Source organism: Flavobacterium aquidurense (assembly GCF_002217195.1).
Classification (GTDB): Bacteria; Bacteroidota; Bacteroidia; order Flavobacteriales; family Flavobacteriaceae; genus Flavobacterium; species Flavobacterium frigidimaris.
This window is the reverse complement of record NZ_MUGR01000018.1, coordinates 68,028-89,023: the sequence shown is the minus strand read 5'-3', so window position 1 is coordinate 89,023 and position 20,996 is coordinate 68,028. Positions and strand designations below refer to the sequence as shown.

General features: G+C 33.9%; 15 protein-coding genes. All 15 read right to left on the bottom strand.

What is annotated here, in order from left to right:
* Window positions 1-447, bottom strand: a complete 447-nt coding sequence (locus B0A67_RS09925) for a YMGG-like glycine zipper-containing protein (protein ID WP_072964380.1) — start codon at window positions 445-447, stop codon at window positions 1-3.
* A gap of 268 nt (window positions 448-715) precedes the next feature.
* Window positions 716-1,990 (bottom strand): kynureninase, encoded by a 1,275-nt coding sequence (kynU, locus tag B0A67_RS09920; protein WP_072964379.1) that lies wholly within the window; start codon window positions 1,988-1,990, stop codon window positions 716-718.
* A 160-nt stretch (window positions 1,991-2,150) separates the two neighbouring features.
* Window positions 2,151-3,200 carry a tRNA preQ1(34) S-adenosylmethionine ribosyltransferase-isomerase QueA gene (gene queA / locus B0A67_RS09915; RefSeq protein WP_072964378.1) on the bottom strand — a complete coding sequence of 350 codons (1,050 nt, stop codon included), beginning with the start codon at window positions 3,198-3,200 and terminating at the stop codon, window positions 2,151-2,153.
* A gap of 354 nt (window positions 3,201-3,554) precedes the next feature.
* Window positions 3,555-4,778: a 3-phosphoshikimate 1-carboxyvinyltransferase gene (gene aroA, locus B0A67_RS09910; RefSeq protein WP_072964377.1), complete on the bottom strand. Its 1,224-nt coding sequence runs from the start codon at window positions 4,776-4,778 to the stop codon at window positions 3,555-3,557.
* A gap of 134 nt (window positions 4,779-4,912) precedes the next feature.
* On the bottom strand, window positions 4,913-5,239 hold the full coding sequence (locus B0A67_RS09905) for a nucleotide pyrophosphohydrolase (RefSeq protein ID WP_072964376.1): 327 nt from the start codon (window positions 5,237-5,239) through the stop codon (window positions 4,913-4,915).
* A 2-nt stretch (window positions 5,240-5,241) separates the two neighbouring features.
* The gene (locus B0A67_RS09900; protein WP_072964375.1) at window positions 5,242-7,233 is read right to left on the bottom strand and encodes a DUF3857 domain-containing protein; all 1,992 of its coding nucleotides are present in this window, start codon (window positions 7,231-7,233) and stop codon (window positions 5,242-5,244) included.
* A 1-nt stretch (window position 7,234) separates the two neighbouring features.
* The gene (locus tag B0A67_RS09895; protein WP_072964374.1) at window positions 7,235-9,253 is read right to left on the bottom strand and encodes a transglutaminase domain-containing protein; all 2,019 of its coding nucleotides are present in this window, start codon (window positions 9,251-9,253) and stop codon (window positions 7,235-7,237) included.
* A 6-nt stretch (window positions 9,254-9,259) separates the two neighbouring features.
* A complete protein-coding gene (locus B0A67_RS09890) occupies window positions 9,260-11,167 on the bottom strand; it encodes a DUF3857 domain-containing protein (protein ID WP_072964373.1) in 1,908 nt (635 codons plus the stop codon).
* 65 nt (window positions 11,168-11,232) lie between these two features.
* On the bottom strand, window positions 11,233-11,685 hold the full coding sequence (gene dtd, locus B0A67_RS09885) for a D-aminoacyl-tRNA deacylase (protein WP_072964372.1): 453 nt from the start codon (window positions 11,683-11,685) through the stop codon (window positions 11,233-11,235).
* A 117-nt stretch (window positions 11,686-11,802) separates the two neighbouring features.
* On the bottom strand, window positions 11,803-12,780 hold the full coding sequence (gene rsgA, locus B0A67_RS09880; RefSeq protein WP_072964371.1) for a ribosome small subunit-dependent GTPase A: 978 nt from the start codon (window positions 12,778-12,780) through the stop codon (window positions 11,803-11,805).
* A gap of 140 nt (window positions 12,781-12,920) precedes the next feature.
* Window positions 12,921-16,253 carry a VIT domain-containing protein gene (locus B0A67_RS09875; RefSeq protein WP_072964370.1) on the bottom strand — a complete coding sequence of 1,111 codons (3,333 nt, stop codon included), beginning with the start codon at window positions 16,251-16,253 and terminating at the stop codon, window positions 12,921-12,923.
* A 233-nt stretch (window positions 16,254-16,486) separates the two neighbouring features.
* On the bottom strand, window positions 16,487-17,569 hold the full coding sequence (locus B0A67_RS09870) for a bifunctional 3-deoxy-7-phosphoheptulonate synthase/chorismate mutase type II (protein WP_072964369.1): 1,083 nt from the start codon (window positions 17,567-17,569) through the stop codon (window positions 16,487-16,489).
* 12 nt (window positions 17,570-17,581) lie between these two features.
* Entirely contained in the window at window positions 17,582-18,442 is an 861-nt protein-coding gene (locus B0A67_RS09865) for a prephenate dehydrogenase (RefSeq protein WP_072964368.1), read from the bottom strand.
* Window positions 18,443-18,698: 256 nt separating this feature from the next.
* Entirely contained in the window at window positions 18,699-19,844 is a 1,146-nt protein-coding gene (locus B0A67_RS09855; protein WP_072964366.1) for a pyridoxal phosphate-dependent aminotransferase, read from the bottom strand.
* Window positions 19,845-19,922: 78 nt separating this feature from the next.
* Window positions 19,923-20,759 carry a prephenate dehydratase gene (locus tag B0A67_RS09850; RefSeq protein ID WP_072964365.1) on the bottom strand — a complete coding sequence of 279 codons (837 nt, stop codon included), beginning with the start codon at window positions 20,757-20,759 and terminating at the stop codon, window positions 19,923-19,925.
* Window positions 20,760-20,996 lie beyond the last annotated feature (237 nt).

Below are 20,996 nucleotides of genomic sequence, written 5' to 3'. Positions count from 1 at the left end.
CTATTCATTTTTCTTTTTGCTATCGATAACAGCACCGGTTCCGGTTCCTAAAGCAGCACCGGCTAAACCACCAATAATGGCGCCTTCTCCTTTTTTCTTACTCACAATCGCTCCGGTTGCGGCACCAACTCCGGCACCAATTACAGCACCTTTAGCAGTAGCGCTCCATCCTTTTTTCTTTTTGGTAGTTGTTGTAGTTGCAGTTCCGTCAGCTTGTTGCTGATGTACGACCACCACTTTTTGAGATTCCACTTTTTGGGATTCTACCTTTTGATCTTCTTTGATCTTTGCCATTTCTGTCTTCATTGAATCAATAACTCTTTGTCTATTAATTTCAACTTTCATCGAATCAATGCTAGCTTGTTTTGCTTTATTGATATCTTCTTTTCCCTGGTTCTGACAAGAAACGATTGATAAAGCGGCGAATAAAATATATAAGGCTTTCATGATTGTAGTTTTAAATTATTACATTACAAATTAAAGAAGATTTGTTTTGCTGAAGTTACATGATTTAAGTTAATGGTTATAGAATTTCAAGATTGTGTTAAAAAAATAAACGCGGATGAAACGGATTGCTAAAGCAAAACGCAAATTTAAACGGATTTTTTTATTGACTGGATGTTTGTTTCACGCAGATTTAAGCAGATTGTTTTTTAAGTTACTGACTTTTAAAAAAAAATCTCGCATTCTATGATAAAATGCGAGATTATAAGCTTTATCCTAAAATTCCTTTTTTCAGGATTTGTCCAAAGTCGTACATATCTTCATACGAACAATACAACGGAACTGGTGCCAGACGAATTACGTTTGGTTCACGCCAATCTGTAATTACTCCGTTTTTCATTAAGTAATCGAACAAACTTCTTCCTTCTCCGTGTAAAAAAACGGATAATTGCGATGCTCTTTCTTCTGGATTTGATGGTGTAATGATTTCGAAATTTCCTTTTACTTCTTTATCAATTTCATGTAAAATAAATTCTAAATATGCCGTAATATGATCTCTCTTTTTAATCAGGGCATCCATACCAACCTCTGCAAACATTTCTACAGAGGCTAAATAGGGTGCTAAAGAGAGCACCGGTAAATTACTAATCTGCCAGCCATCAGCGCCGTGAACCGGATCAAAGTTAGGCTCCATTTTGAAACGGCGTTCTTTATTATGTCCCCACCAACCAGCAAATCGAGGTAAATCAGGATTATTATGATGTTTTTCGTGCACAAAACAACCGGAAGCATTTCCGGGTCCAGAGTTCATGTATTTATAACTGCACCAGGCGGCAAAATCTACGTTCCAGTCATGAAGTTCCAGTTTGATATTTCCGGCAGCGTGGGCCAAATCCCAACCTACTTTTGCTCCGGCTTTATGACCTGCAGCTGTGATTGTTTTAATATCGAAAACTTGTCCGGTATAATAATTTACTCCCCCAATTAAAACTAAAGCCAGTTCATCTCCAACTTCTTCAATCTTTGCCAGAACATCTTCCAGACGAATATTGTGTTCGCCTTCACGACGTTTGATCTCTACAATCGCATCTTCTGTTTTATAGCCATGAAAATGAACCTGACTCTGAAACATATATTGATCCGAAGGAAATGCTTTTTCCTCACAGATTATTTTATAACGTTTTCCTTTTGGCTGATAAAACGAAACCATCAGTAAATGCAGATTCACCGTCAAAGTATTCATTACCGTAACTTCTGATGGCAAAGCCCCTACAATTTTACTTAAAGGTGCTGCAAATCTTTCCTGATAATCCCACCATGGTTTTTGAGCATAAAAATGGCCTTCGACAGCAAGATCTGCCCAATCATTCATTACTTCATCAATATAGGCTTTTGTTCTTTTAGGCTGTAATCCTAAAGAGTTGCCCGTAAAATAGATAACGCGTTTGTCATTTACTTTTGGAAAAATAAATTGATCCTGATATTGATTTAAAGTATCTTCTGAATCCAGTTGTTTTGCGAATTCGCGTGTATTTTGAAAAGTCATTGTTCTTATTTTGAATGGTAAAAATAGGAAATGTTTTTTTGTTTCAAGTTTCAGGTTTCAAGTTTTAACGTTCTGAAAAACCTGAAACCCGAAACCATTTATAAACAGAAAACCCGACAGGTTTTAAAACCTGTCGGGCTGCTTATAAGATAAACTCCGATTAGATGATTAACATCGCATCTCCGTAAGAATAGAATTTGTATTCTTCTTTGATTGCTTCTTCGTATGCTCTTTTCATTAAATCATGTCCACAGAATGCAGAAATCATCATTAACAATGTCGATTTTGGCGTGTGGAAATTAGTGATCATACAGTTTGCAATACTAAAATCGTGAGGAGGGAAAATAAATTTATTCGTCCAGCCTTCAAAAGGATTTAAAGTGTTTTGAGATGAAACTGAACTTTCTATCGCACGCATAGAAGTGGTTCCCACAGCACAAATACGTTTTTTGTTTGCTTTAGCAGTATTTACAATATCACAAGCTTCTTGTTTAATAATCAGCTCTTCAGAATCCATTTTGTGTTTCGATAAATCTTCCACCTCAACCGGATTAAAAGTTCCTAAACCAACGTGTAATGTTACTTCAGCAAAATTAATTCCCTTGATTTCTAATTTTTTCAAAAGGTGTTTAGAGAAGTGTAAACCTGCAGTTGGCGCCGCTACAGCTCCTTCTTCTTTTGCATAAATAGTCTGGTATCTTTCAGCATCTTCTGCTGTTACTTCTCTACTGATATATTTAGGGATTGGAGTTTCTCCAAGTTCTGTCAATTTGTTTCTGAATTCTTCATAAGAACCGTCATATAAAAATCGTAAAGTTCTACCACGAGAAGTAGTGTTGTCGATTACCTCAGCTACTAACGAATCGTCATCACCAAAATAAAGTTTGTTACCAATACGAATTTTACGCGCCGGATCAACTAAAACGTCCCAAAGACGTTGCTCTGAATTTAATTCTCTTAATAAGAAAACTTCAATTCTTGCTCCTGTTTTTTCTTTGTTTCCGTACAAACGTGCAGGGAAAACTTTAGTATTGTTAAGAATCAAAACGTCTCCGTCATCAAAATAATTGATAACATCTTTAAACATTTTGTGCTCTATAGTTTGTTTTTGACGATCGATTACCATTAAACGAGATTCGTCTCTGTTTTCTGCCGGGAATTCTGCTAAAAGTTCTTTCGGTAAATTAAATTGAAAATGTGATAATTTCATTTGAGAAAGTTATGAGTTATAGATTTTCAATCAGGATTATTTGAAGACCTGATTTTTAATCGTGTGCAAATATACGACTGTGAGATAGGCGTTGTCAAGTGTTTTGCTGTTTATTTTCAAAAGTCGCTGATTTAGTGGAGTTTCGACAACATAAAAAAATGTTTTTTTACCATATAAGTGATATAAGTTCATTTAATTAGGATGCTGTAAAAATTTCCTGTTGTTTTTATTTCGCTAAAGCCGAAAAATGCCTCACAAAAAAACCTCCAGTAAAAACCGGAGGCTATCTATTTTTTCGCCACGAATTCACGAATTATTAAATAAAATTAGTGAATTCGTGGCGAATATTTTTTTTTACAATTCTGAAATTTGAAAATTTAATGTTTTTAAGTCATTCCAAAAATCCGGATATGATTTAGAAACTACTTCAGCATTTTCGATAATAATTGGAACTTTAAGTGCCAAAGGTGCAAATGCCATTGCCATACGGTGGTCGTTGTATGTCGCAATTTTTACATTATGATTGATATTCTCTGAAGCTACTAAAGTCAGACTATCATTAGTTACCGAGATATTGGCTCCTAATTTTGTCAGCTCGATTCGTAACGCTTCAAGTCTGTCTGTTTCTTTAATTTTTAAAGTATGAAGACCAGTCAAATGACAGCCAATTCCTAAACCTAAACAAGTTACTACAATAGTTTGCGCAATATCCGGTGTGTTGTTTAAATCAAAATTTACCGTTTCGTATTTAAAATTTTCTTGTTTTACCAATTTCATTTTATTGTCCTGAAACGTAGTCTGAACTCCTAATTTTTCATAAAGAGAAACTAATTCTGAGTCTCCCTGCAAACTGTTTTCTTTATAGCTGCTTAGTGTTATTGAAGCTGTATCTGCCAAAGCCACTAAACTAAAAAAGTACGACGCTGAACTCCAATCTGATTCTACCACCATTTCTTTTGATGCAACGGCAGCTTTTGGATATACTTTAATTACATTGCCTTCAAAACTGGTCTGAATGTCTAAATCGTTTAGCAAGGCCAAAGTCATTTTGATATACGGAATCGAAGTTATTTCTCCTTCTAAAGTCAGTTCTAAACCATTTTCTAATTTTGAAGCGACTAATAAAAGTGCCGAAATATACTGACTGCTTACATTAGCTGCCAAAGTAACTTTTGAAGCACTTACTTTTTTTCCTTTGATTCTGATTGGCGGATAACCTTCTTCTTTTTCATAAGAGATTTCAACGCCCAATTGTCCTAATGCTTCAACAAGAATTTTTATCGGACGTTCCTGCATTCTGCTTGAACCTGTCATCACCACTTCGCGGCCTTCGTTTACAGCAAAATAAGCAGTTAGAAAACGCATTGCTGTTCCGGCATGATGAATGTCTACAATTTCGTCATTACCAATTAGGGCTTTTTGCATTACTTCGCTGTCATCAGAATTTGATGTGTTAGCCAGTGTAATATTTGGAAACAACGCTTTTAACAACAATAAACGATTGGTTTCGCTTTTTGATCCTGTTACTGCAATTTGTCCTTTTAAGTTATGTTGAGTTGTCTGAAGTAGTAAATTCATTTTTTTAATTGTAAATTGTAAATTATGAATTATGAATGATTAGAAACGTAATTCGGCCACGCAATTTACCACTCCCAAATCATAATTCAAAATTCAAAACTCATAATTCAAAACCGATGAGTGATATTTCACAATTATTTCAATTTATCATTGTTTTTGTGGCGATCCTTGTCTCGAACTGATTTTAAATCCATTTTTTTATCAAAAGCGGCTTGTAAATCTATTCCGGTTTGGTTGGCAAGACATAAAACTACAAAAACAACATCCGCCAATTCTTCGCCTAAATCTTTGTTTTTATCACTTTCTTTTTCTGATTGTTCACCGTATCTGCGGGCAATAATTCTGGCCACCTCACCTACTTCTTCTGTAAGTTGTGCCATATTTGTAAGCTCATTAAAATAGCGAACACCATGTTTTTTTATCCAGGTATCGACATCTAGTTGTGCGTTTTTTAAGTCCATCTTTATATTTTTTTAAGAATAATTTTTTCATTTTGACTAACAATCATTTTCTGGAAAAGGTCTTTTAATCCATTATACTGATCTGCTGCAAAAATACTATTGTTAATTTCTTTTGAACTAATTATTTGAATTTTATTACCTTCCCCTAACACATTTAATACATAAACGATCTCTTTATTCTCTGACACAATCTTAACAGGAGTTGGTAACGCCTCTATTGCATATCCTTCCGGAATTTCTAAATTCAAGTTGAATTTTTCCTGAGTTGGATATCCAAAATAAACTGGCATTTGTCTTATTTCCTGGTTAAAAGGATTTTTAGATCTTGTATAAAACAATAATGGATTTATAAAAATTTTACCTCCAATAATTTCTACACTATTATTTGACACTAAAGAAAATGTTTCAATAACCGGCTCCTGAAGATTCGTTTTCTTATTCTCAACGCTATAATTTGAAATTTTTAAATCTCCCAATCGTTCTTCTAATTTTTCCAGATAATTTTCCTGACTTGTATTGGTATTTTCAACTCTAAAAAGGTAAGCATCATAATCTGTTCTTTGAATTCTAATCCTGCCTTCTATTTTACCCAAATTATCAATTTTGACCATCAAATTAGAATATTCCTTTGATGTCGAAATGGGCATTAAATTAATTTCCTGTGAAGTTCCATCATCTTTTATTAGTCTTCCTTTCCAATTCAAAACATTTAAAGGCAAAATCCCAGGGTACGTAAATTTATGTGTAGCATCCAGTAAAATTTGTTTACCATCTATTTCAGCGGCAGCTATCACATAATTAAAGCCTGTTCTTGTGGGATAAACCGGAATTCCATTTTCTATTGTACTTAACAATACTGGATTTACTTCTATTCCTGCCAATTTTAACATACTGATTAGTATAAAATTAATCTCGGCCACATTACCCGTTTGATCTGTATATGCTTTTTTTACCCCTTTGTCAATGTAATAATCATTCACTGCATTCCAGTTCATTTTATTTTGAACGAATTTAAAGATGATATCCAATCGCTCTTTTTGAGATTCGACATTCGTCAATAACTTTTTAACATCTTCCAGTAAAAAATCTCTGTCATTGAGTTCTTTTCCAAAACTTTTATCCTTAAAAATAGTAGTCGCAACACCTTCCCAGGTCACTGCATAATCTTTTACAGGCTGATCCGGATAACGAACCCTGTCTAATTCATGCTGAACTGATCCTCTATAATTATCTACATTATCTACATAGGGTTCTTTTCTTAAAGCCGCAATATCTTTTCCTTTATAAAAAGCACTTATTTGTTTGTACGAAATTCCTTTTGAAGTGTTATAATCATCTTCAAAACTTTGACTGCCATTGGTTAACTTCGAATCTGTTTCAACTTTATGTCCTCCCACCAAAATAGGCTTATAAATATAATATTCAGGAATGTCTGTTTTATATTCGAAATAATTTACCGGAATTTCATATTGAAAATCAAAATCTGGTAATTTTACAATATTTTCAGATTTCAAAATGTATTTATATTCTATAATCGATCCTACTTTTACATTAGGAAGCGTTATCGTTTTTTCATTCCAAAATTTATTTACTTTTTTCTTAAAAGTTCCCTGATTATCAAGTTTTGTCTTTACAATTGATTCATTTTCTAAATTATAGGTGATTGCGTTTGAAAACTCTAATCGGTCTTCACTCAAAGTTTCATAACCAATATAAAAACGCACCTTTTGATCAGCCCATTTTAGTCCTTCTTTTTTATAAATTTTAATTTTAAATTCATAAACATGATTTGCCGAAAACCCCTTGTCTTTATTAAAAGTAAAAAATGTTTTTCCTTTTTTAAACAAAATTGCAGCAGGTGCTGTTGTATCTTTTGGATTTGTTTTCTCTTTTAATTCAGCAACAGTCACTTTTCCTAAATCATAATTTTGGCCTTTGACATTTGAAATTTCCAGAAATAAAAAAACAACTATTACTAAGCTTTGAAACTTCATATTAAATTCTTTTTAAAACAATTTTCTCTGTTTCTTTTGCTATCATACTTTTATAATATTCTTTAAGCATTTCGTACTTTTCAGTAGATACAATTGCTTCATTAATCTGATGTTGAATGTTAATTTGCAGCATATTTTCGGTTGTAGCAATAATAAACTTAAAGCTTCCTAAATTATCCTCCATGTTCATTACAACTGGTTCCGGTAATACCTCAGCAACAAAGCCATCAGGAATTTGAAGTGTAATATTATATTTATCTGTAAAAGGAAATCCAAAATCGACTGGATATTCTCTGACATCTTGTTTAAAAGGGTTCTTTTCATTCGTAAAAAACAGCATTGGATTCACATAGATCTTTCCTCCTATTACTTCGCATAAATTATTTCCTGTAAACGAATATGTTTCTATCGTTGGCAACAATAACTCCTTTTCGTTTTTCCTTGAATAATCAGTTATTTCTATTTTTTTATTTCTGTTTTCGAGTTTTTCTAAATATTCTTCTTCCTTAAGTCCGTTAAGATTATCTCTCGTTATCATGGCATTATAATCTGTACATTGTCTTCTGGTTTTTCCCGTCACTTTACCTTCTGCATCAATACTATAATTCATAAAAACAATATCGTTTGATGCTTTTTTAGGCATCAAATCTACTTCTTCAGAACTTCCGTCTTTTCTAATCAATCGGCCAGACCAGTTTAAGGCTCTAAAAGGCAAAACATTAGGAGTTGAAAATTTATCAGAAGCATCTAACAAAACATTTCCGTTTGGAGTTTCAACCGCAGCAATAACATAATTAAAAGCGGTTCTGTTAGGGAAAATAGAAATTCCATTAGAGCGTGTACTCACCAAAACCGGGTTTGCTGTTAAACCTGCATAACGCAACATCGCGGTTAGCATTAAATTAATATCCGCAATATTTCCCGTTTTTTCTTTATACGCTTTTTTAACGCCATTATCACAGCTGTATCCGGTGTAATCATTCCATTTTACGTTCGATTTTACATGATTTAAAATAACCAATATCTTTTCATCTGCTGTATTTTTTCCTTCTAATATTTTTTTTAAATCGTCTTCGAAATAGCCTGTTTTATTTAATTCAGGACCAAAATCATCATATTCGTAAATTGTTTTCACAACTGAATTCCAATCTGTCGAATACATTTTTATTTGTGAATTAGGATATTTTGTCATTGATAATTCATGCTGAATACTTGAAGTATAGTTATCAATATTATTGACATAAGCTTCATCTTTCATAGCAGGAAAATCTACTGCCACATAATTAGTTTGCGTTTCAGAGTAATCTAATTTATCCGTAGAAAATGTTGTTTGAGTATTTCCCCATCCGCCTCCGGATCTTTCTTTATTCGTAAAAACTATTGACTTTGGATTTTTTACCGTAGTAATCTTAGGAAAAATATATCCTTTTTGTCTTGAATTAAAGACATAATATTCCGGAACGAAAGTTGAAAACTCAGAATAATTTACCGGAATACTCGTCTGAAAATCCCAATCTCTAATTATTCTATCGCTAGGACTTCTCACGATGTAACTAAACTCAATAACAGAACCTTCTTTCACATTAGGCATTGTGATCTTTTTTTGTCCTCTAAATTTATTTACGACTTCATCAAAGGCTCCATCGCTTTTTAGTTTCGTTTTTTCAATTTTACCATTTACCAAATTATAAGTAACGGCATCAGAAAAACTTACTTTTTCTTTAAACCCGGCCTGATTATAATACCAAACATTTTGATTGGCCCAATCGTATCCTTCTTTTTTATAAATCTTAATTCTGGTTTCTACTTCTGTGATGGTAATAAACCCATCATTCTGATCATATTCTATTCTCGTTTTTCCTTTTTTGTACAAAATAGCAGCGGCAGCCGATGAATCTTTAGGATGCACTTTTTGCTCTAATTCAGCAATCGATACTTTTCCTAGTTTAAATTCCTGTCCCGTTACTTTTGATATAAACAACAACAGAATTGACAGACTAAAAAGTTTGATAATTTTCATGTTTGGTTAGTTCTTGGTTAATATAATTTTGGCGTTATCGTTTCTGGAGACTTGCTCCATAAAAAGACGGTATTCATCGTATTCTTTATTAGAATAATTGCCTTTATTTAAAAACATAGAGCGTTTGTAAGTCAGTTTATTATTTTCTTTCTTGATGATTTCGGTTTTATATTCTCCAAATTTTCCTTTCAATTCAACGTTTGAAGGCAAAAATTCTATTGTAAAACCTGTTGGTAAATTAATTTCGATTTCATCCGTATCTAAATACCCTCGCTGAATCTGAAATGGATTTTTTCTATTTCTAACTCTTTTAACATTCGCTGAACTTTGATTAAAAGCATCAACATTAAAAATCATTTTATTTCCGGTAATTTTCGCGTAGTCAACAGCATTTACCTGTACATCCTCAGTAAATTGAATATTTTCTTTATTATTAGTAAAACTAATTTTGCCGAGTTTCAAATTATTGATATTACTCCAATATTCTTTATAATGTGATTCTTTTTCTGTTGGCTGTAAATTTTCTAGTCTCGCTTTCGAGCTGTATTGAGAACCTCCTGAAACAATTGATATGGAACCCGAAAAATTTCCTTTTTCATCTAATGTATAAGTTCCTGTATCTTTTTGTGTATTGCCGTTATCTTCATACAATTTGGTTCTCACAATCTCCCCGCCTTCCGGTTTAATAATCAAAACATCGCGATCATCTGTAAAGATGCCCTGATAACCAAAAGGATCATCCTGACTTGTACATTCTAACCAGGTATAATGGCTGCCGTTGGGGATAGCCAGAATCATATGATTTCCCTGCATCGAAACAAAATCAGATTGAATATTGGACTTATAACGGTCTCCATATAAAATAGTATTGTAGGACGGAACATCTACAACTTGCAAAAGTGCTTTTGTATAATTAGACAGTGCCTTACAGTCTCCATAACCTAAGCGATCTACATCGCTGGCAAGCATAGGTTTCCAACCTCCAATACCTACAGCAATATTTACATATCTGGATTTTTTTTGTACATAATCGTAAATGATCTTTGCTTTTTTTATAGGATCTTTTTCATCCCCGACTAATGCTTTTATTTTAACTTTAGTTTCTTCAGGCAAAGTAGTAGTTCCTGTTAAGATTTTTTCACCATACCATTTACCAAATGCTTCCCATGTTGTGGCAGTACCATCAACACCTTCTAAATGAAATTTTTCTAATCCCATCATTACTTTCGGAAAAAGATCATCAGTAGACGGACTGTAATCTTCTACTCTTCTTGCTAAAATATTAAGGGCGGCATAACTTAGTTTTGTATCGCTATCGACCGTCTTTTTTATATTAAAACCTGAAAAAGAAAACTCCTTCTTTTTAAATCCCAAATCATTTAGATAAGAAACATTTAAAATACATTTCTCTACACTTACATTATAATCTCCCAAAAAATACCATCGGGGTATAAAAGCAGTACTTGAACTTTCAATTTCACTTGTATAAATAATTGTAAACGGATATGTTATGGGAGTATAATCGAGATAAAGTACACGGCTGTCTGAAAAAAGAGTACTTCCGTTTACTGCGCTTTGATCCTTAAAATCTTTTCGTTTGATCTTTTTAATTTCTTTACCGGATATATCATAAACAGTTGCTTCGATACTTTTTACGCCAAGTGACTTATCATAGTGCTGATAAGCATCAATATTATTCAGTCCTTTTTCATTCAAAACTGTTACAACTCTCTGTGTTTTGATATTCATGCTTCTCTGAGAAGCAATATTAATATCCATTTGGTCTAAACGAACAACAGCATTAGCGTTCTCTTTAAGGCTATCTGCAATTGTAGTAAATGCATATTCAGCCTTTTGAGCAAAAGAAAAATTGATAAAGAAGAAAAAGAAAAATGCAAAAAAAGGAATTTTCATTTAGTAAGTAATTTCGCCAAATATATATCATTTTTAGAAATTCTTAACATATGTTTAATAAAATTTTACTCTCTATTTTTGCTGTCTATTAAAATCGTTACAGGCCCGTCATTTAAGAGACTAACCTTCATATCTGCACCAAAAATTCCTGTTTGTACTTTTTTATTGAATTCTTTTTCTAAAGACTTTACGAAATTCTCATACATGGGAATAGCGAATTCCGGTTTTGAAGCTTTTATATAAGATGGGCGATTTCCTTTTTTTGTAGAAGCATGAAGTGTAAACTGACTTACCACAATAATATCACCGTCGATATCCTGAACCGAACAGTTCATAACATCATTTTCGTCACCAAAAATTCTCATTTTGATGATTTTACCCACCAGCCAATCAATATCTTCCTGAGTGTCCAGATCTTCAATTCCTACTAAAACCAATAAGCCTTTTTGAATATCGGCAACAATTTTAGAATCTACAGTTACAGATGCTTGTGAAACTCTTTGAAGAACAATTCTCATAGCCCCCTAACCCCCGAAGGGGGAATTAAAACGTGAATAAAAAAAGTTACCATTCTCTATCATAATTTACAATATTTAAACAATACTACTGGAATTCCCCCTTTGGGGGTTAGGGGGCTATTTTCTCAATTCATCACTCGCTTTTCGATCTTCATCGTAAGAATCTGTACGATAATTTTCGTCGTCACCTTCTAAGATTTTTAGATAACTATTGTAACGTGACCAGGCGATCTCGTCTCTTTCTAATGCCGCTTTTATGGCACAATGCGGTTCTTCTTTATGCAGACAATTGTTGAACTTGCATTGGCCTTTTAGTTTGAAGAATTCAGGAAAATAACCGCTGATTTCTTCTTTTTCCATATCAACAATTCCGAAACCTTTGATTCCCGGAGTATCGATGATTTTTGCATTAAACGACAAATCATACATTTCGGCAAAAGTAGTGGTGTGCTGACCTTGTTTACTGGCCTCAGAAATGGTTTTGGTTTTAAGATGCAACGAAGGTTCCATGGCATTTACCAAAGTCGATTTACCTACACCTGAATGTCCGGAGAACATACTTACTTTACCAATCATCATTTCTTTTAATTCTTCGATTCCTTTCATTTCTGTTGAAGAAACACGAAGGCATTTGTAACCAATTTGCTGATATACGTATTGCATGTACAACTGATCATCAAGTGTAGCCTCATCAAAAGTATCTATTTTATTAAAAACCAGAATCGTTTCGATATTATAAGCTTCCGCAGTTACCAGAAAACGATCAATAAAATTGAAAGTTGTTGGCGGATTATTAATCGTAATTAGTAAAAATACACGATCGATATTCGACGCAATAATATGCATTTGATGCGATAAGTTAACCGATTTACGAACGATGTAATTTTTTCTTTCGTGAATATTAAAAATCGTTCCGGTTAAAGCATCCGAAGTTTCTTCGAGTTCATAATCGACAATATCACCTACAGCAATAGGATTGGTACTTTTGATACCTTTCATCCTAAACTTCCCCTTCATACGACATTCTATAAAATCACCTTGTTCCGATTTTACAGTGTACCAACTTCCTGTAGATTTATATACGAGTCCTGTCATTCTTTAATTTTAGATTTTAGATTCTAGATTCTAGATTACTCTTAAATCTAAAAAATATTAAAAGGCAAAATTACGTTTTTAGAATTGAACAACGCAACTTCGCCTTTTAAAATTAAAGACTTACTCAGAATTTGGTACGTTTACCAAACAATTTCAGCTAAAATTTCATTTTCCTTTATTTTTCCTAACTGAATTGTCTTTAAAGTTTTTGTGGTTTTTCCGGCTTTAGTCGTATAAATTTCAACCATAACTGTTGCAGGGCCGTTTTCAGTTAATTCGCTTTCACCAAAATAATTGGTTTTGATTTGATATTTTCCTTTCACAGCATTTCTAATTAAATATTGTTCCGGTCCGTAACCTTCTGTAAAGTCTTTAGAAAATCTCGCTCCTGCCTCAGTACTTTTATGACTATAGTAACATTCTTCTCCATTTGGCTCGATAACATGCAAATCAAGATCGACATCGATTTGGTTCCAGTTCATAATTATCCTGATATCAACCGGCATTTTCTTCAAATATTTTTCATCAAGTTTACCCATTTTCAAACCTTTGTGTTCGATTGTCAAACGATTAATATCCATTAAAATAATATCTTCCACACCTTCATATTGACCGCTCATTTCTCCGTAATAATTTACTTCCAATGCTTTAATCAATTCATCAAAAGCTTCCTGATATTTTCCTGCATCTTCAAGAGCCAAAGCAAAATCTCTCAAACTTTGTGGTTCATGCGCTCTCCATTTTGCAATTTGTCTTGCAGTAAATAAGGCATCATCAAAATCTTTCCACTGACGTAATGTATACGTAAGAGTTTTATAAAGCTGATGATTCTCTAAACCTAAATCAGCAATATTACTGATTATCTGTAATGCTTTTTTAACATCGCCCTGATTGTAGAAAAAATGCGCTACATCAAAATAAAAACTCGGGTTTCTTTCCTGCGCTTTTCTTAATTCAAAATACAATTCGTACTGCTTATCTTTTGGCGCGGCGGCTAAAGCTTTAAGATATAATCGATCGGGATTCCAGGTTTTAGGTTCGTTTTCGATTATATTAAGATCTTCACCTTCTGTTAAATCAGTTCTTGTTGCAAAATTTTCTTTTACATCATTATTTATTTCATTTTCTTGTGTGACAATTCCATTATCCTGTGGTGCCGATTCCACCTGAACTCCAGCCACTTTACCATCAAGCGTTTGAGATATATCAGTTTTTTTAGAAATGCTCTCAGCTGAGATTGATTCTACCGCATATGAAACATCTCTTTTTCGAACAGGAGCAGCGTAACTCGTTACAACTACTTCACTTAGCGATTGCGTATTTTCTCTTAACTGAACTCTAATCTGATTATTTGTTCCAACATTTAATTGATAAGAGTCAAAACCAAGATAACTAAAGTTAAGAGTACTATTTTCGGCTGCTATAATTACGAATTTACCATCAAAATCAGTGTAAGTTCCTTCTCTTTCTCCTCGTAATGTTACAGTCACACCCGGTAAAGGTATTCCTTGCTGATCTAAAACAGTCCCTTCAACTTTACCTGCCGCAACATTTGTGCTTCTGGTTGAAACTGCACTTGCACTTCTGCCTGAATTTCTGCTTACTGTATTTGTATTATTAACTGATCTTCTGGTTTTTTGAACTTTTGGTTTCGGCAACGGTTTTGGAGTTGAATATTTAATATTTTTTTGCCACCAATTATCTAAACCTTCAAAATAAGTTTCGATACTTTCCCAATTATTTTTTTGCTGCGCCAGATTCGTATCCTGCTGTTGTTTTTTAATTCTGTCAAATTCAGCACGCAATTCGGCCGGCGGTATAATATCATACGAAATATAATCGCGAATATCTTCCAGAACAATCAACGAGGTATTTTTGGTTATAATACCATATTTCTTTCCTAAAAGTTCGATTTCATCAGCATTTTTAGCATATTGAAAATCAAGATTGGCTATTTTTTTCTGCGCCCAGAGTTTTTCGACATTTACGTCATTTGTGTTTTGAACGTTTATATCCAAATTGATTTTTCGCTCTAAAACAGCTTCATTATTATATCCAAATAACAACGTAATTTGATTTTTTTGATTCAGGGAAATTCCTGAAAAACTAAAGCTTCCCGAAACCGAAGTTCCTTCCATCGGAAATAAATCTGTTACCGTATAATTCTCTTTTATACCTAAAAACTTCAAATTACTATTCGTCAGTTTATCCAAGGCATTGTCCTGATTCACCTGATTTAAATTGATCAAATTACCACCCGTTTGCATCGCCGAATAATTCAGAAAAGAAAAATCTGCCGAAACCGAAGATGTAATGGTATAAATTGGCTTTTTAGTCTTTGGCAAAACATTTTCGCTCAAAGACGAAAGTCCGTCAGAGAAAAACAAGTATTCGTCATTGTTCATGAAATTAAGTTGCGAAAAACGGGTTCCTCCGTCATATTTTGTGTGCTCTAAAACTGCTTTTAATTCAGTCCAGTTTCCGTTTGTAATGACATATTCTTTTTGTTTTTCGAAAGTATAATTCAAAAAGTATAAAGTGACTTTTGTATTTTTTATTTTTTGAAAATAAGCATTCAACAAACTCAGTTCTTTTTTTACATCTCGCGTTTTACAACTCAGTGAATTATCCCAAATTAAACCAATTGAAGCCGGAGCTTTCTTAGCTATTTTATTCCCTCCGATAAAAGTAGTTCCGTAAAAATAATGTTGTCCGCCCACATTTTGCATGATTATACTCGGAGCATTTTCCTGAATCGGAATTTTAAAAAGTAGTTTTTCAGACGGCTGGTAATTTTCTTTTTTAATGGAAGTCTGAAAAGATTGGTTCCATTTCGAAAAAACAATCGCATCTCCGGAATTCTCTGAAACAGTTGGCGAAGCCGAAGTTCCTAAAACCGAAACATTCATCTCAAAATTATCCAGCTTTTTAGGATAACGACTCACCAATTGATATGCCAGATTGTCTTTATCAAAAGCCGAAAGTTCTTCTTCGTAACCTATGATCACCGTTCGTTCTCCGTTTGGCATAATAGGATAAATTCTCGTTCTAAAATTATTTCCGTCTACTTTCTCTAACAATCCCGGATCAACACGACGATGTTCGATAGCTTCAAAAACCTGTTTTCCTTTATTTTTATTGACTGGAACAGCTTCACGCATTTTACCATTTATGTCAATCGCATATCTTGAAACCGACACATTTTCAGGTAACGGAAAAATAAGTTCACCTTCCATCTGGCGGGTTCCCGAATTAAAAAAATGCATCTCGGCAGTGGTATAAGCGATATTGCCCACCACTTTTACATTGACAATTAGTTTGTTCATTCTCACTTTTTCAGCATCTTCCCCTTTTACAGTAAGTTCAGGGCTTTGTGCGAAAGTTTTTGTTCCAAAGAACACTAAGAAAAAAAGTAATACTTTCAAGTTTACTTGAAAAATTCCTGGCTGAGATAAACATAATTTTGATTTCATAACACGAGAGTTAAGGTTCTATAATGATATAGAGAACATAAAATCTAAAAAGGTTGGAAACCACTTCAAATTATTTCAAAAAAAAATCTCCAAAGCCCGAAAGCAATGGAGATTTAATATAAAAAAACAATCTATTTTTAATATCGTGGTATAAAAAAAAATCAAGTTCAGCGTTTGCAAAAATTAAATAAAACTTATACCACTTATATAACTTATATGGTTGAATATTTCAATTATGCGTTGAATATTTTTTCCTGGTGACCAATACTTTCCTGGTGAATAGCTTTGAACATTCTCAAAACAAACTCTTCAGTAAGACCTTTTTTCTCCCCTTCCAAAATCATTTTTCCTAGAATTTCATTCCAACGGTTGTTTTGAAGAATCGCCACGTTTGCATCTTTTTTCACCTGACCAATTTCGTCAGCTACTTTCATACGTTTTCCTAATAACTCTAATAAGTTAGCATCAAGAACGTCGATGTTAGCTCTTAGTTTTGTCATTTTTTGAGTGTACTGATCTGTAGTATCATCCGTTTTTCTGATAGTCAAATCTTTAATGATTTGTTTCAAAGCGTCCGGAGTAACTTGCTGCGCAGCATCAGACCAGGCATTGTCCGGATCGTAGTGCGTTTCGATAATCATACCATCGTAATTCAAATCTAAAGCCTCTTGCGTTACTTCAAAAATCATTTTACGATCTCCAGTAATGTGAGATGGATCGATAATTAATGGTAAATCAGGGAATTTATTTTGCAATTCGATAGCAATTTGCCATTCCGGAATGTTTCTGTATTTTGTTTTCTCGTAAGTAGAAAAACCTCTGTGAATCACTCCTAATTTCTCGATTCCAGCCATGTGTAAACGCTCAACACCACCTAACCATAAAGCTAAATCCGGGTTTACAGGGTTTTTAACCAAAACGATTTTATCCGTTCCTTTCAAAGTATCAGCAATTTCCTGAACTGCAAAAGGGTTTGCAGTTGTACGTGCACCAACCCATAAAACGTCGATATCATGCTCTAAAGCCAGTTTACAGTGTGCCGCAGTCGCAACTTCAGTACCCATTAATAAACCAGTTTCAGCTTTTGCTTTTTGTAACCATTTTAAACCAATTTCTCCAACACCTTCAAATCCTCCCGGACGTGTTCTTGGTTTCCAGATTCCAGCTCTGAATACACTAACTTTTGAATCTTTCAATTCATGCGCAATTTTCAAAACCTGATCTTCCGTTTCTGCACTACAAGGTCCAGCTATCACAAGTGGGTGATTTAAATTGAAATCTTCTAACCACTTTCTCATTTCTTTCTTATTTTCCATCTTAATTTTAATTTATTTCTTAGTTGTTGTTAATCCGTTTAATATTTCTTTAATTTTATTCGTGCTTTCCATTTCTTCAAAAATGGCATTGTAATCGTCTTCTTTTAACAAATCCCTAAACCGACTCAGATTTGAAATGTATTCTTCTAATGTTTCAATAACGTGTTCTTTATTTTGTTTAAAAATCGGTGTCCACATTGCGGGAGAACTTTTTGCAAGACGTACTGTGCTCTCAAATCCACTTCCCGCCATATCAAAAATATCCTGCTCGTCTTTTTCTTTGTTCATTACCGTTTTCCCAAGCATAAAGGAACTAATGTGCGACAAATGCGAAACGTAAGCGATGTGTTTGTCGTGTGAAATTGGGTCCATATATCGAATCCTCATTCCTATTTCGCTAAAAAGCTTTAACGCCTTTTCCTGCAATTTAAAAGTGGTTTTTTCCACTTCACAAATGATGTTTGTCTTTCCTTTAAACAAACCTCTTATCGCTGCCGAAGGTCCTGAAAACTCTGTTCCTGCAATTGGATGCGTTGCGATAAAATTTCTTCTTTTTGGATGACTGGCAACAGCGTCACAAATTGGCTTTTTAGTTGATCCTACTTCAAAAACAATTGTTTTATCTCCAACCAAATCCAACACTTTAGGTAAAACTATCAGCGCCACATCTACAGGAACCGAAACAATAACAAAATCAGCATCTCCCAATTCTTCAAAGCTTCCTGCCTGATCGATAACACCTAAATCAATTGCTTCCTGCAAGTGTTTTTCGTTATTATCTATTCCAAAAATAGTGGCATCAGGATGTTGGTCTTTGATGTCCAGCACCATCGAACCGCCTATTAGCCCTATTCCTATTACGTATACTTTCATATTTATTTTTATTTGAAGCTAATTCCTGCTATCCGTTTCAATCTTTTCCGCCAAACCCCGGCGCAAAAGGATTTCCACTTCTATCAGGGCTAGGGCCTCTCGTTCTTTCAAGATCTTTTTTTTTTTGTCACCCTGAGTGATCCCGAGGCTTCGGGAGAAGTGCGCTCCAATTGGAACGTGGGCTTCGGCTTCGCTCAGCCTGACAAAATATGTCAAAAATCTTGTTTCTTGATTCTTGCTTCTAAAATCTTAATACTTAAAATCTATCTATCGCTTCTTGTACTTTTTCTTCTTTTACACATAACGAGAATCTGATATAACCTTCACCATTGCTTCCGAAGATTGTTCCCGGTGTGATAAAAATGTGTTTCTCGTATAATATTTCGTCAATGAACTTTTCTGCTGATGCTATTCCTTCCGGCAATTTTGCCCAGACAAAAAGTCCAACTCCTTCTTTATAAACTTCGCAGCCTAATTTTTCTGCTAGTTTTTCTGTCAATTCTCTACGGCGTCTGTAAATCTTGTTTTGGTCTTCGAACCATGATTTATCACAATTTAAAGCAGCAACTGCACCTTTTTGGATTCCGTAAAACATTCCGCTATCCATGTTGCTTTTTACTTTTAGGACTGCATCGATAATTTCAGGATTTCCTAAAACCATTCCTACTCTCCAGCCTGCCATGTTGAAGGTCTTACTTAATGAATTCAATTCTAAAGCCACCTCTTTTGCACCATCCACCTGCAATAAACTCATCGGATTATCATTCAGAACAAAACTATACGGATTATCGTTGACCAATAATACGTTGTGTTTTTTAGCAAAAGCAACCAATTTTTCAAATAACGCTAAACTTCCTCTCGCTCCTGTTGGCATGTGCGGATAACCCAGCCACATAATCTTCACTTTCGAAAGATCCAGTTTCTCTAAAGCTTCGAAATCCGGTTCCCAGGCATTTGCTTCTTTAAGATCATAATAAACCGGAACGGCTCCTACCAAATTAGTTACCGAAGTATAGGTTGGATAACCTGGATTCGGAATCAAAACGTGATCGCCTTCATTTAAAAAAGCTAACGAAATATGCATAATTCCTTCTTTCGAACCCATCAAAGGCAAAATCTCATTATTAGGGTTCAACTCAACACCAAACTGATTCTGATAAAAATCTGCCATCCCTTTTCTCAATTCCGGTAATCCCTGATAGCTCTGATAACCATGTCCGTTTTCATCCAGAATTGCCGCGGCAACCGCTTCAATTACTGCTTTCGACGGACTCAAATCAGGGCTTCCAATTCCCATATTGATGATAGATTTTCCCTCAGACTGCAGTTGACGAACTTCTCTCAGTTTTGATGAGAAGTAGTATTCTTCAACTGTATCTAATCTTTTTGCTGTTGTAATCATTTTTTTATTTTTTGCTGTAAGCTTTAGGCTGTAAGCTTTATACTCTATTTTTAACTTCTAACTTTTTACAAATAACTTCTAACCTATAAAGGGTTTCGTATTTTTATATTCTCCCAACACCTTTAAATATTCTGCCATTATGTTTAATAACGATTTGGCTTTTGCAAAATCTTCGTATTTCTCAAATGTTACATCTACGAAAAACGAATATTTCCAGGGAGTTTCAATTTTTGGTAATGACTGAATCTTTGTCAAATTCAGTTTGCAATCGCTCATTACATTCAAAACTGCCGCTAAACTTCCTCTTTTGTGGTCCAATTCAAATTTGATTGACGCTCTGTTGATTTCGTTTTCAGACAAAAATGAATTTTGTTTTTTGATAATCACAAAACGAGTCATATTGTTTTTGATCGTTTGAATTTCCGGCGCGATGATTTCCAAATCATACATTTCCGAAGCTACTTTGCTTCCTATTGCCGCAATTCCGGTTAATTGTTTTTCCTGAATTCTTCTTGCCGTTTCTGCTGTATCTTTATCTTCAACCAATTTGATGTTTGGATATTGTTTCAAAAAATCCATGCATTGTAATAATGCCATTGGGTGCGAATGAACTTCTTTTATATCTTCAATTTTTTGACCTTTTAAAGTCATTAAATTTTGGTGAATGCTTAAATAATGTTCTCCAATTATGTGTAAATTATTCTTGTCAATCAAAGCATAATTCGGAATAATTGGCCCTGCAATCGAATTTTCTATCGCCATTACTGCCTGATCAGATTTCCCGGAAAGAAGACTATCAACTAATTCTTCGAAAGACAAACACTCATCAATTTCCACATTTTCAGAGTAATACTCCTTCACTACCTGATGATGAAAAGAACCTTTTATACCTTGTATTGCAATTTTAGTTGTCATATATTCAAAAAAAAATCCTGATTTTCATCAGGATTGTATATTAGTTTTATTTGTCTTTTTTAATTTTCTCAAATAACCATAGCACAATCCTCACTTCTACTAAAGAAGAAATAAAAAGAGTTGCTAAAATAAAAACGGTTATTAGTCATTTCGTTTGTGTTTTTCAATAAATTCTCTGCGAATGTATAAATTAATTTCAGTGCACCAAAAAAAATATTGCATTTTATGAAACAAAAA